This window comes from Variovorax sp. PCZ-1 (genome assembly GCF_018413605.1).
Taxonomy (GTDB): Bacteria; Pseudomonadota; Gammaproteobacteria; order Burkholderiales; family Burkholderiaceae_C; genus JANMDU01.
In genome coordinates, this window is the sequence record NZ_JAHCDN010000002.1 from 352,660 (window position 1) to 365,213 (window position 12,554).

Genomic DNA, 12,554 nt, shown 5'->3' on the forward strand with positions numbered 1-12,554 from the left:
CTGCGTGTCATCCGGCGGCGTTGAGGTTTGGTTTCCTTTAGCAACCAGGTTTCGCCGCCTCCTCCTTTACCTCCGCAAAACACACAGACAGCGCGATCCTGCGATGGTTCTTGCGCGCAAAGTTCCAGTCTCAACGCAAAGAATATTGAGGTAGCTACTGTGTGCGAACTTCGATCTTCAGCTAGCTAACAGGCCTCGGCTGTGATTGGGTTGCCCCGCGTAGCGACATAAAGGGGGAGACGGGCAAAGCCCGGCGGAGGACAGTCGCGAAGTGGGACAGTTCAAGTGCAGTCGCGACCGTCACTGCCAAAGCAAAAGATGCATCGGATAAGATTCATCGCATGGCTCATATTTACATTTATTCTCCTAGCGGCGCAGTGCGCGATAAAGCGGGCTTCAAGCGCGGCGTGATGCGCCTGAAGGAGCTTGGGCATGAGGTGGAGATTGATCCTGCTGCGCTCAAATCTGCGCAGCGTTTTGCGGGCGATGATGCCGAGAGATTGAGAGCGATTGAACGCACTGCTGCCAGCGGCGCAGACGTGGCGCTGATGACGCGCGGTGGCTATGGTCTCTCGCGCAGCTTGCCGCAGATCAATTACAAGGCGATCAGCAAATCGATTGATAAAGGCATGCTGTGGCTTGGCTACAGTGATTTCACGGCCTTGCAAGCGGCTTTGTATGTGAAGACAGGCGCAGTGACTTGGGCAGGCCCCGCACTGTGCGAAGACTTTGGTCGCGGCCTCGATGCTGATGAGCATAGTTTTACACCGCAAGCTGCTACCGATGACATCATGGAAGCCTGCTTTGACGATCTCGTGCAAGGCGTGTGCGAAGGCTCAGGCTGGATGCGGCCGGCTGCTGATTTCAAGCTTGCTCCTAAATCAATAGCTGCTCGCGCAGATTCTATGCCGGCAAAACGCCATTTTTCCTCTAAAAATAGCAAAGAAACTGGGATTCTATGGGGCGGTAATCTTGCTATGCTGTCCAGCCTCATCGGCACACCGTATCTGCCGCCCATCAAAAAAGGCATCCTCTGGTTTGAAGATGTGGCTGAGCATCCCTACAAAGTGGAGCGCATGCTCTTGCAATGGCAGCAGGCAGGTATCTTGGTGCAGCAAAAGGCCATCATCTTCGGCCAATTCTCCAACTACAAACTCACGCCACATGACAAAGGTTTCAAGCTGCAAACTGTGATTGAGCGCCTAAGAACCCAGCTCAAAATCCCCGTGCTCACCGGGTTGCCTTTCGGCCATGTGCCTACCAAGGTGTGTTTGCCATTCGGGCAAAGGGTCAGTTTGATGACCGAAGGTCGCGATGCTTTGTTGTACTGGGGATAATGAGCCATGCCAATCATCACCAGCCTGCTCGACACCGATCTTTATAAATTCACCATGATGCAGGTGGTGCTGCATCAGTTTCCTGGCGCGCAGGTGGAATACAAGTTCAAATGCCGCAATGTGGGCGTGAATTTGGCGCAGTATGCCGATGAGATTCGCGCGGAGATCAAATCGCTATGCAGCTTGTCATTCACTGAAGATGAACTGAATTACCTGCGCAGCATGCGCTTCATCAAGAGCGATTTTGTAGATTTTCTTGGGCTTTTCAAGCTGAATGAAAAGTGCATCAGTGTCACGCCGCAGCCCAATGGCGAGCTAGAGATTTCAGTCAAAGGCCCATGGCTACACACGATTCTTTTTGAGATTCCGGTGCTGGCTATTGTGAATGAGGTTTACTTTAAAAATCGTAGCACTCCGCGCAGTATCCTTGCCGGCGAACAGAGACTTTCGTATAAAATTTCTTTGCTCAAGACAGCTGAGTTGCAAGAGCTGAAGATCGCAGATTACGGCACGCGCAGGCGCTTTTCAAAAGTCTGGCAAGAACAGGTGTTGCGCCGTTTGGCAGAAGGCTTGGGCACAAACGCTACAGGCCAATTCGCAGGCACGAGCAACGTGTACTTTGCGCGCACACTGGGCCTCACGCCCTTGGGAACGATGGCGCATGAATACCTGCAGGCCGCGCAAGCACTGGGGCCGCGCCTGCGCGATAGCCAAACCTATGCATTTGAGAGCTGGGCGAAGGAGTATCGCGGGGACTTGGGTATTGCCTTGTCAGACGTGTATGGCATGAGCGCCTTCCTGCGCGATTTCGATATGTATTTCTGTAAGCTGTTTGACGGTGCGCGGCATGACAGCGGTGATCCTTTCAATTGGGGCGAGCGCATGATTGATCACTACAAGCTCAATCGTGTTGACCCTCGTACCAAGACCTTGATCTTCTCCGATGGGCTCACTGTTCCGCGCACGATTGAGCTGTATCAGCGTTTCAAAGGCCGCTGCCTGCTTGCATTTGGTATCGGTACGAACCTCACCAACGATCTTGGCGATCCACCTGATCATGTGCCGCTGCAAATCGTGATGAAAATGATTCGCTGCAATGGCCAGCCTGTCGCCAAACTCTCCGATTCACCAGGCAAGGGTATGTGTGATGACGAGAAATATCTTGCCTACTTGCGGCAAGTGTTCGACATCGTTTCACCCTGATTGAGCCTTGCAGTTTCCTGAAGAAAAATCCTAGGGAAAACCAGATCAATTCACAGGACGATATGTTGGTTTTCATTGGTAATTCCCTGGCGGAATGCCTCGAATGACAATTCACCATTGGCTCTAAGAAACGCCCGCGTCTACAGTCCCCATCGCGTACCAAGTCGGTACGGATTTTTTGGAGACTGTGATGCAAAAACGTGCAACTCTGCGTAATTTGGCTGCTGCTGCGGTGCTGGCCGCTTTGGGGATGGCTGCACATGCCCAAACCGTGATGAAGATCAGCATTTCGGTGGCGCAAAACTCGCACCAAGGCGTGGCGATTGATACCTTCGCCCGCGAAGTGGAGCGCCGCACCAACGGCCGCTACAAGATTCAAACTTTCTATGCGGGCGCACTCGGCGGCGAGCGCGAGAGCATTGAATCTGTGCAGCTCGGCACGCAAGAGCTGGCCTTCAGCTCCACCGGCCCTGTGCCTAATTTCGTGCCCGAGGCGCGTATGTTTGATATCCCTTTCCTGTTTCGCGATAAAGCGCATGCTCGTGCTGTGCTCGATGGCCAGATTGGCCAAGACATGCTCGCGCAATTCGATAGCAAAGGTTTCAAAGCATTGGCATGGGCGGAGAACGGCTTTCGCCACATGACCAATAGCAAGCGCGCTGTGAATACACCAGATGATCTGAAAGGCTTGAAGCTGCGCACGATGGAAAACCCCGTGCACGTGGCGGCCTACAAAGGCTTCGGCATCATCACCACGCCCATGGCCTTCCCTGAAGTGTTCACAGCTTTGCAGCAAGGCACGGTGGATGGTCAAGAGAATCCGCTGCCGGTGATCATGTCCGCCAAGTTTGATCAAGTGCAAAAGCATTTGTCGCTCACTGGCCATGTGTATTCACCTTGTATTTTCTTGATGAACAAGGCAACGTTCGACAAGCTATCGGCTGCAGACAAGCAGCACTTCCTAGACGCTGCCAAAGAAGGCGCTCGCGCCAACCGCGCTCGTGTAGATGAAGACGATGCCAAAGGCGTGACCGAGTTGCGCGCCAAAGGCATGCAAGTCGTGGAGAACGTTGACAAAGCCAAGTTCGTGAACCAGCTCGCGCCTGTGTACGCAGAGTTTGACAAGCAGTTTGGCAAATCCAATCTTGACCGCATCCGCGCGGTACGTTGAAGAGCAGTCAGCTGAGAACGACAACATGAAAGATCAATTTCTTAAGCTGGAGCAGGTCAGCACGGGCATTGCCACCGTGCTGGCCTGTGCCATGCTGGCCATTGCAGCTTCGCTGGGCTTGTTTCAGATTCTGACGCGCTTCGTGCTGGAGCGCCCAGCTGAGTGGACGGAAGTGTTGATTCGCTTCAGCCTCATTTGGATGGTATTTTTAGGAATTCCCATGGCGTTTCGCCAAGGTGCGATGGTGAGTGTGGATGTGGTGTATCGCTGGAGCGGCCCAGCCATGCGGCGTGTGCTCGATGCAGCTGTAGCGCTCGCTGCACTCGCATTGATCTTCATCATCATCGTATGGGGTTTTGATTATGCGAAGCGCGGTACGGTGCAATCCGTGATCGGCTTAGAAGGTATTTCCATGCTCTGGGCTTATTTGGCCATGCCGATTGGCGGCTTGTTTTGCGTGATTTCCATCATCGGCAATTACCTTGATCCTAAGCGTGAAGAACTGGAGAATGCGCAATGAGACACGTAGAACCGCTTCAAGTGGCTCAAGCCCCCTCGGGGGGAAGCGACGACGCGCTAGCGCAGAGCGTGGGGGCAATATGACGACGGCAATGCTCATTACCATGATGCTGGGCTTTGCGCTCACCATCTCTGTGGCCGTGTCGATTGGCCTCTCGGCCATCGTCGGTATTCAAATCAGCAATGTGAACATGCTCGTTTCTGTGAAAGAGATGTTCTCATCGATCAATAAATTTCCATTGGCTGCTATTCCGTTTTTTATCTTGGCCGGCAACATCATGGAAACTGGCGGTATCTCGCGCCGCTTGGTAGAGTTTGCTAAATCCATCGTTGGTGGCATTCAAGGCGGCTTGCCGATCACTTGTGTGCTCACCTGCATGATCTTTGCAGCGGTGAGTGGCTCATCAGTAGCTACCACTTTTGCGATTGGTGCGATTTTGATTCCTGCATTGATCAAGCACGGCTATCCCACGCAATATGCGGCTGCATTGCAAGCCACGAGTGCTGAGCTGGGCGTGATCATTCCGCCGAGTATTCCGATGATTTTGTATGGCGTGAGTGCGGAAGTCTCGATTGGTGAGCTTTTCATCGCCGGCTTTGGCCCTGGCATTTTGATTGGCGTTGCCTTGATGATCTTCGTATGGCTCTGGTGCAAATACAAAGGCTGGGGAAAGAACGATGGTGATGGGCGCCTGTCCTTTGGTAAAGCGACTTGGCAAGCTGGCTGGGCGCTGATGATGCCGGTGATTATTCTGGGCGGCATCTATGGTGGCGTGTTCACACCCACGGAGGCTTCTGCGGTAGCCGTGTTCTATGCGCTGATCGTTGGCATGACGATTTACCGCGAGATCAAATTCAGTGATCTGTTCAAGATTCTGAAAAAATCTGTGATCAGTAGCGCGGTGATCATGTTCATCATTGCCAATGCGGGCTTGTTTGCTTTCCTCATCACACGCGCTGGCATTCCTGATGCGATTGGGCACTGGTTACAAGAGGTGCTTAAATCACCTGCGATGTTTTTGCTGGGTGTGAATGCAGCGCTTTTCATCATTGGCATGTTCATTGAAACGAGTGCAGCTATCATTGTGCTTGCGCCCATCCTCGTGCCGGTGGCGATCTTCTTTGGCATCGATCCAGTGCACTTTGGCATGGTGATGGTAGTGAACCTGGCTTTAGGCATGATCACACCGCCTTTTGGAGTGAATCTGTTTGCAGCTTGTACGGTAGCGAAAATTTCGCTGGATCGTATCATCACCTCGCTGATTCCATTCGTCTTGGTGATTTTGGGATGCTTGATGCTGATCACCTACATCCCAGAAATTTCACTCTTCCTTCGCGACATGGTGTATGGAGCGCCGAAATGATGGCTCGACATCGCGCTACCAAGATACTTGCCACACTCGGGCCTGCGAGTTCACAGCGTGAGCAGATCTTGGTGCTCGCGCAGGCGGGTGTGAATGTCTTTCGCCTGAATTTCAGCCACGGCTCGCATGCGGATCATCAGCAGCGCTATGCACATATCCGCAGCGTAGAAAAAGAGCTGGGCAAGCCGCTGGGCATCTTGCAGGATTTGCAAGGCCCCAAGATTCGCATTGGCGTAATGCCGCAAGGTGCGCGCGAGATCAAAGCAGGCGAGCTGCTGCGCTTCAATGCTGACGAGCCGGATCAGCTCAAGGCTGACGATATTCCTTTTCCGCATGCAGATATCGCTTTAGAGCTGGCGGTGGGGCATGTGCTCCTGATTGACGATGGCAAACTGAAGTTACGAGTCACTGCTAAGCAGGACGTGGCTTTTGAAGCAGAAGTGTTGGTGGGTGGCATGCTGTCAGACCGAAAAGGTGTGAACTTGCCAGACACGCCGCTGTCTCTGTCTTCGCTCACACGTAAAGACCGCGAGGACTTGGCTTTCGGCTTGGCGCTCGGTGTGGATTGGATTGCGCTGTCCTTCGTACAACGCGCTGCTGATGTGCAAGAGCTTCGAGGCTTGGTGGGCCATCGCGCTGGCATCATGGCGAAGATTGAGAAACCACAGGCTCTGCGTGAATTGAATGAGATTGCGCTGGCTGCTGATGCTTTGATGGTGGCTCGAGGAGACTTAGGTGTGGAGCTGCCCGCAGAGGATGTGCCCACCTGGCAGCGCAAAATCATTGAGGTCAGTCGCCGCCACGGCAAGCCGGTGGTGGTGGCGACACAGATGCTGGAATCCATGATCAGCACGCCCACGCCGACTCGGGCTGAAGCCTCGGATGTAGCCAATGCCGTGTATGCAGGCGCTGATGCCGTGATGTTGTCTGCGGAAAGCGCATCAGGTGCGTATCCGCTAGAAGCTGTGCAGACCATGGCACGAATTGTTGCGCGAGCAGAGCAGGAAGAGATACCCGCAATCTTGAAGACCAGAGCGGGTCAAGAGCCTGATCGTGCCGCATTGATTGCAGCGGCATTGCATGCGTCAAGCGCCTTGATGCCCATGGCCTGCGCGGTGACTTACACCACATCCGGCACATCCGCATTACGCGTGGCACAAGAGCGTGCACGCTTGCCGCACATTGGGCTCACACCTCATGTGCAAACCGCACGCCGCCTGTGCTTAGCTTGGGGTGTGCAGCCTTGTTTGTCGCAGGATGCCGCGAGTGTTGAGGGCATGATTGACAGCGCGATTGCAGCGGCCAAAAGCATGGGCTACTACCATTCGCGCAAGCCGATGGCCGTGGTCGCTGGTTTACCTTTCGCCACGGCAGGCAGCACCAATCTGCTGCGCTTTGTGTGGCCAGAAGCATTGGCAGGTAGCCGTGAGACGCCCGCATCGCCCTCAGCCATGATGCAAACGCGTATGAAAACTCCGTACTTTGCAAGCGCCAACGTCGAGTAATCTACTGGCATGGAAATCTACCAACTTAAAACTTTCCTGGCTGTGGCGCGGGTAGGGCATCTCACCCGCGCCGCAGAGCAGCTGCACATCACGCAACCCGCCGTTTCCAAGCAGCTCAAGGCCCTGGAAGAAGAGTTGGGTGTGCTGCTCTTTGATCGTTTACCCACGGGCATGGCGCTCACCAGTGCAGGTACGACCCTGTTACCCCATGCCGAGCGTGCTTTGTTTGATGCGATGGAACTGCTCAATACCGCCAAGCGCTTGCAGGGCGAGGTGGCTGGCGTCATTCGCCTGGGTACGATCATTGATCCTGAATCGATCCGGCTCGGTTCGTTTCTTGGCGCGGTGCTGCAGTTTTATCCATTGCTACAAATGAAATTGCAGCACGGCGTGTCAGGCAGCGTGATGGCGCAGCTCGAGGCGGGTGAGCTTGATGCAGGTTTTTACTTGGGCGAGGTGGCTACACCTGGCATCGCGTATGTGCTGCTGCGCCATGTGACGTATCGCGTGGTCGCACCCCCTGATTGGCTTGCGCGCATGCAGCAGGCCAGTTGGCAGGATATCGGTGCCCTGCCTTGGGTGGGTACACCTGCGCAAAGTTCGCAGCATCGCTTGGTGCGCGAGATGCTGCGCAAACATGGCTTTGAGCCGCGCTTTGTGGTGGAGGCTGATCAAGAGGCCTCGATGATCAGCTTGGTCAAGAGCGGTGTGGGCTTATGTTTGATGCGAGATGAGCTGGCACAAGCAGCCGCGCAGCGTGGCGAGGTGGTGGTGTGGGATGGTGCGAGCCAGCCATGCCCATTGACATTCATCTACAACAAAGCCCGTGAGCACGATCCTGCCATCACGGCGCTGCGGCAGGTCTTGCAGGATATTTGGGGGCAATGAGTTTGAGCGAAGGGTTCAGGTACTGAGGCACGAATCAGGGGGGCTATACAAATTTGGAGACAAACATGAAGCGAATTTTTCCCACCCTGATGGCGGTAGGTTTGGTATTGGGGATGGCCAGCCAGCAAGCCATATCTGCCCAAGATTTGGTGATTGGCCAAGTGGCATCGCTGAGCGGCACGAATGGCGCAGACTTAGGGCAAGGCCTGCAATTAGGCTTGCAACTGGCGGTAGAAAAAACCAATGCTGCAGGCGGCATCAATGGCCGCAAACTCAAGCTCATCACCAAAGATGATAAATACATCCCCGACGAGACTGTGAAGCTGACGAAAGAGTTGATCAGTGAGGCGAACCCCATTGCACTGGCAGGCTATCGTGGCACGGCGAATACCTTGGCAGTCATCAAATCAAACGCTTTGACCGACGCCGGTATCGCGATGGTGGGTACGCTCACGGGTGCGAAAGAAGTGCAGGGCGCAGCAAATATTTATCATGTGCGTACTAGCTACCAGCATGAGATTGGCCAAATCGTAGAACAGCTAGGCCGCATGGGCGTGACAAAGATTGGCTTGTTCTACGTGGATGATGCTTTTGGCCAATCTGGTAAAGAAGCGGTGGAGCAAGTATTGGTCAAACAAAGTCGCCAGCCTGCTGCAATGGCCGCCTATGACAAAGCGGCTGATAAGGTGATTCCCAGCATTGAACAAGCGGTCAAAACGCTGGTGGCAGCGCAGCCTCAGGCTGTGGTGATCGTAGCGGTGGGCGATCCCGTGTATGAATTCATCAAACGCTTTCGTGCGCTAGCGCCTTCTCCTCGCCTGGTGTCGATCTCGGTAGTCAACCCCGATGCTGTGACGCAAAAGGTTGGCCTCAAGATGGCGCACGGTATTGGTTTTTCCCAAGTATTTCCCTATCCCTACACAGACAGCGTAAAACTGGTGCGTGAATATCGGGTGCTGTTGAAAAAGCATGCACCGAACGCGCAGCCGAGCTATTTCAGCTTAGAAGGCTACATCAGTGGCTTGGTGTTGGCGCAGGCAATTCGGAACGCCGGCTCACAGCCGACGCGAGCCAAAGTGCTGGAGGCCATGCAAAAAATGGATGCCATGGATTTAGGCGGCTTCGCATTGAAATTCGATCCTGTCAGCAAAAACGGCTCGAAATTCACAGAGCTCACCGTGATAAGTCAAGAGGGAATATTGCGTCGCTGACGCTTGACTGACTTGAAATTGCAAGCCCAAAGCCTTTTGGCTGGGCATAATGAGATGTATCTCTGGAGACATATTTTTATGGCATCTATTGCTGGCCGCCTCAATCGCTTAGGCCATTTCAGTCGTGTGATGATTTTGCCTTTGCTGCTGATGAGTACAAGTGCTTTTGCCGCAGAAGTTGATGGTAAGCAACTCACGGCCATCTGGGGCATTCCGTTTGCTGGCATCTTGCTGTCTATTGCACTGTGTCCCTTACTCACACCGCAGTTTTGGCATCATCATTTTGGAAAGGTGGCTGCCTTTTGGGCGCTTTTGTTTCTGGTGCCGTTTGCGATCAAGTTTGGCGCGAGTGCAGCGGGTGCAGCGTTTGTGCATGCGCTGTTGGCGGAGTACATTCCTTTTGTGATTTTGCTCACGGCCTTGTTTGCTGTGTCTGGTGGAATTTATATCAAAGGCAACTTGCATGGCAGCCCTTTGCTCAACACATCGATTCTTGCCATTGGTGCAGTGGCGGCCAGCTTCATGGGCACAACCGGAGCTTCAATGCTTTTCATTCGACCGTTGATTCGCGCGAACGATAACCGGCAGCACAAGATGCATGTGTTTGTGTTTTTTATCTTCATCGTGAGCAATGCCGGCGGCTCGCTCACGCCGCTTGGCGATCCTCCCTTGTTTCTCGGCTTCTTGAAGGGTGTGGATTTTTTCTGGACGGTACGCTATATCTTCCCGGAGACGCTCTTCATGGTGGGCTCGCTACTCGCGATTTTCTATGTGATGGATTCTTACTATTATCACAAGCGTGAGGAAGTAAAGAGCTTTGATCCCACGCCGGATTCCAAAGGCATCGGCTTTGATGGCAGCGCTAACTTCATTTTGCTGGGCTGCATCATGGGCTTGGTGTTGATGAGTGGCATTTGGAAGCCGGGCGTAGATTTCAATGTGTTTGGCACCGATGTGGGCTTGCAAGGCATGGTGCGCGATATGGGCCTGATCGCTGTGACGATCATCTCGATCAAGATCACGGCCGACTCGGTGTATGAAGCTAATCAGTTTTCTTGGGCGCCAATGCAGGAAGTGGCCAAATTATTCGCTGGTATTTTTCTCACCATCATCCCGGTGATTGCGATGCTCAGAGCGGGCATCGACGGGCCTTTTGGCGCGATTGTGGCCAGTGTCACGCGAGCGGATGGCTCACCCAGCCCGTTGGCATATTTCTGGGCCACGGGCGCTCTTAGCTCCTTCCTCGATAACGCGCCCACTTATCTTGTGTTCTTCAACCTCGCCGGTGGTGACGCTCAAACACTCATGACCACGCATGCCACTACGTTGGCGGCGATTTCTGCAGGCGCAGTGTTCATGGGGGCTAACTCGTACATCGGCAACGCGCCGAATCTGATGGTTAAAGCCGTGGTGGAAGACCGTGGTGTCAAGATGCCCAGCTTCTTTGGCTACATAGCCTGGGCGGTGTGTATTTTGATTCCGCTTTTCATCGTGATGGGTTGGGTTTGGTTTCGTTGATCATCTTCATAACTCATAATTTAATAGCACTCTGCGCAGATTCTGTGCCGGCAAACCACATAAAAGGCTTTAAAAATGACTAAAAAATCAATTCTCGTGGCACGTGCCGTTTTCCCAGAAGTGCTGGAGCGTTTGACGCAACACTTTGAGGTGGAATCCAATCAAGCCGATACGATTTGGCCGCGGGAAGAGTTCATTCGAAGATTGCAAGGAAAATCAGGCGTGTTTACCACGGGCGGTGAGCGCATTGATGCTGATTTACTCAAGGCCTGCCCCGATTTGAAAATCTGCGCCAACATGGCTGTGGGCTACAACAATTTTGATGTGCCAGCAATGACAGCCGCTGGCGTGCTCGCCACCAATGCACCTGATGTGCTGACCGAGACGACGGCTGATATGGGCTTTGCCCTGCTGATGGCCACAGCGCGCCGCGTGAGCGAGAGCGAGGCCTACCTGCGTGCAGGCCAGTGGACGAAGTGGAGCTACGACATGTTCACTGGCACTGACATTCACGGCAGCACTTTAGGTATTCTCGGCATGGGCCGCATTGGTCGCGCTATTGCCAAGCGCGGCGGGCATGGCTTTGGTATGAACGTGATTTATCACAATCGCTCGCGCCTCGCGCCTGAGCTGGAAGCGCAGGTGAATGCGAAATACGTGAGCAAAACAGACTTATTCAAGCAAGCGGATCACATCGTCTTGGTTCTGCCCTACTCCGCAGAAAATCACCACACTGTAGCCGCTGCCGAGATCGCACTCATGAAGCCCACCTCCACGCTCATCAACATCGGGCGCGGCGGTTTGATTGATGAAAACGCTTTGGCCGTCGCTTTGCAAGCCAACAAAATTCTCGGTGCTGGCCTTGATGTGTTTGAAGGCGAGCCTAAAGTTAATCCTGCATTGACCGCTTTAAAAAATGTTGTGCTCACGCCGCATATCGGCAGCGCTACAGTGCCTACGCGCCAAGCGATGGCGAATTTGGCGGCGGATAATTTGATTGCTTATTTAACGCAAGGCCAAGCGAAGACGCCGCTCAACACACTTTAGCTGGGTGACAATAGTGGCATGAGCACCACCACCCAACTTCAAGCCTTCTTCACTATTTTCATCAGCGTCTTCCTCGCTGAGCTGGGTGATAAAACTCAGCTGGCCACGATGCTTTTTGCTTCGCAAGATCAAGGGCTCAGTAAATGGACCGTGTTTTTTGCTGCGAGTGCAGCCTTGGTCGTGTCTGCTGGCATTGGCGTGATGGCTGGTAGCGCTGTAGGCAAGTTTGTCTCGCCGCGCACACTTCAACTTGTGGCAGGCGTGGGCTTCATATTGATTGGCGCTTGGACGCTGTGGCAGGCATTCAAAAACTGATCGTTGTGCTTAATCGTCATGCTTGTGACGACCCTTGCCATGCCCTTTGCCTTTGCGCTCGTATTCAGGGCCTTTGACGAAATACACAGGCTGTGCGCAGGCGTTGTACTTGTGGCAATGCTTGCCCCACTTCTTGGCATGGCCCGGTGGTACATGCATGTACACAGGTTGCGGGGCGACCACCACGGGCGCAGGAGCAATGATCACGGGGCGTGGATAGACCACAACAGGAGGAGGTTGGGTGCCAATCTCGACACGGCCATACACACCAGGCTTGATTTCGCCGCCCACAATCACGCTCACATCGGCGGCCATGCTTGCTGCGCTTGCGAAGATCGCCAAAAGAGCAGCGTTTATTTTTTGAGTTAGGGTCATAAGTCGATTTCATCAAAGAGATGGATACTGATACAACGAGCGTGCAACACGTGGCGCTGACCTATGATGAACTGTGCAGCTGAGTTGTTTCCAATTATTTG

12 protein-coding genes are annotated in these 12,554 nt (G+C 53.7%); 11 read left to right on the top strand and 1 reads right to left on the bottom strand.

Annotated elements, in window-relative coordinates; translation table 11 throughout:
- Nucleotides 1-341: 341 nt before the first annotated feature.
- The 11 genes from KIH26_RS11785 to KIH26_RS11835 all read left to right on the top strand — a co-directional run bounded on the left by KIH26_RS11785 (nt 342) and on the right by KIH26_RS11835 (nt 12,078).
- Complete coding sequence (locus KIH26_RS11785) at nt 342-1,337, top strand: LD-carboxypeptidase (protein WP_213445438.1); 996 nt, start codon at nt 342-344, stop codon at nt 1,335-1,337.
- A 6-nt stretch (nt 1,338-1,343) separates the two neighbouring features.
- On the top strand, nt 1,344-2,540 hold the full coding sequence (gene pncB, locus KIH26_RS11790) for a nicotinate phosphoribosyltransferase (protein WP_213445440.1): 1,197 nt from the start codon (nt 1,344-1,346) through the stop codon (nt 2,538-2,540).
- A gap of 250 nt (nt 2,541-2,790) precedes the next feature.
- The gene (locus KIH26_RS11795) at nt 2,791-3,711 is read left to right on the top strand and encodes a TRAP transporter substrate-binding protein (protein ID WP_249661239.1); all 921 of its coding nucleotides are present in this window, start codon (nt 2,791-2,793) and stop codon (nt 3,709-3,711) included.
- 25 nt (nt 3,712-3,736) lie between these two features.
- Complete coding sequence (locus KIH26_RS11800; protein WP_213445444.1) at nt 3,737-4,231, top strand: TRAP transporter small permease; 495 nt, start codon at nt 3,737-3,739, stop codon at nt 4,229-4,231.
- Between the two features lie 79 nt (nt 4,232-4,310).
- Nucleotides 4,311-5,594 carry a TRAP transporter large permease gene (locus KIH26_RS11805; protein ID WP_213445445.1) on the top strand — a complete coding sequence of 428 codons (1,284 nt, stop codon included), beginning with the start codon at nt 4,311-4,313 and terminating at the stop codon, nt 5,592-5,594.
- Entirely contained in the window at nt 5,594-7,099 is a 1,506-nt protein-coding gene (gene pyk / locus KIH26_RS11810) for a pyruvate kinase (RefSeq protein WP_213446037.1), read from the top strand. The genes KIH26_RS11805 and pyk overlap by 1 nt, the downstream gene beginning before the upstream one ends.
- A gap of 9 nt (nt 7,100-7,108) precedes the next feature.
- Nucleotides 7,109-7,987, top strand: a complete 879-nt coding sequence (locus KIH26_RS11815; protein ID WP_213445447.1) for a LysR family transcriptional regulator — start codon at nt 7,109-7,111, stop codon at nt 7,985-7,987.
- 65 nt (nt 7,988-8,052) lie between these two features.
- A complete protein-coding gene (locus KIH26_RS11820; RefSeq protein WP_213445449.1) occupies nt 8,053-9,198 on the top strand; it encodes an ABC transporter substrate-binding protein in 1,146 nt (381 codons plus the stop codon).
- A gap of 129 nt (nt 9,199-9,327) precedes the next feature.
- Nucleotides 9,328-10,716, top strand: a complete 1,389-nt coding sequence (locus KIH26_RS11825) for a sodium:proton antiporter (RefSeq protein WP_213446039.1) — start codon at nt 9,328-9,330, stop codon at nt 10,714-10,716.
- A gap of 75 nt (nt 10,717-10,791) precedes the next feature.
- Nucleotides 10,792-11,763 (top strand): 2-hydroxyacid dehydrogenase, encoded by a 972-nt coding sequence (locus KIH26_RS11830; protein ID WP_213445450.1) that lies wholly within the window; start codon nt 10,792-10,794, stop codon nt 11,761-11,763.
- Nucleotides 11,764-11,781: 18 nt separating this feature from the next.
- Nucleotides 11,782-12,078 (top strand): TMEM165/GDT1 family protein, encoded by a 297-nt coding sequence (locus tag KIH26_RS11835; protein ID WP_213445452.1) that lies wholly within the window; start codon nt 11,782-11,784, stop codon nt 12,076-12,078.
- 9 nt (nt 12,079-12,087) lie between these two features.
- Here the strand turns inward: KIH26_RS11835 and KIH26_RS11840 are convergent, their stop codons facing one another.
- Nucleotides 12,088-12,453 (bottom strand): hypothetical protein, encoded by a 366-nt coding sequence (locus KIH26_RS11840; protein WP_213445454.1) that lies wholly within the window; start codon nt 12,451-12,453, stop codon nt 12,088-12,090.
- Nucleotides 12,454-12,554 lie beyond the last annotated feature (101 nt).

Excerpts from the sequence above, each read along its gene's own strand:
- KIH26_RS11785 (WP_213445438.1), top strand. The coding sequence starts at position 342 with ATGGCTCATATTTACATTTATTCTCCTAGCGGCGCAGTGCGCGATAAA.
- pncB (WP_213445440.1), top strand. The coding sequence starts at position 1,344 with ATGCCAATCATCACCAGCCTGCTCGACACCGATCTTTATAAATTCACC.
- KIH26_RS11795 (WP_249661239.1), top strand. The coding sequence starts at position 2,791 with ATGGCTGCACATGCCCAAACCGTGATGAAGATCAGCATTTCGGTGGCG.
- KIH26_RS11800 (WP_213445444.1), top strand. The coding sequence starts at position 3,737 with ATGAAAGATCAATTTCTTAAGCTGGAGCAGGTCAGCACGGGCATTGCC.
- KIH26_RS11805 (WP_213445445.1), top strand. The coding sequence starts at position 4,311 with ATGACGACGGCAATGCTCATTACCATGATGCTGGGCTTTGCGCTCACC.
- pyk (WP_213446037.1), top strand. The coding sequence starts at position 5,594 with ATGGCTCGACATCGCGCTACCAAGATACTTGCCACACTCGGGCCTGCG.
- KIH26_RS11815 (WP_213445447.1), top strand. The coding sequence starts at position 7,109 with ATGGAAATCTACCAACTTAAAACTTTCCTGGCTGTGGCGCGGGTAGGG.
- KIH26_RS11820 (WP_213445449.1), top strand. The coding sequence starts at position 8,053 with ATGAAGCGAATTTTTCCCACCCTGATGGCGGTAGGTTTGGTATTGGGG.
- KIH26_RS11825 (WP_213446039.1), top strand. The coding sequence starts at position 9,328 with ATGATTTTGCCTTTGCTGCTGATGAGTACAAGTGCTTTTGCCGCAGAA.
- KIH26_RS11830 (WP_213445450.1), top strand. The coding sequence starts at position 10,792 with ATGACTAAAAAATCAATTCTCGTGGCACGTGCCGTTTTCCCAGAAGTG.
- KIH26_RS11835 (WP_213445452.1), top strand. The coding sequence starts at position 11,782 with ATGAGCACCACCACCCAACTTCAAGCCTTCTTCACTATTTTCATCAGC.
- KIH26_RS11840 (WP_213445454.1), bottom strand. The coding sequence starts at position 12,453 with ATGACCCTAACTCAAAAAATAAACGCTGCTCTTTTGGCGATCTTCGCA.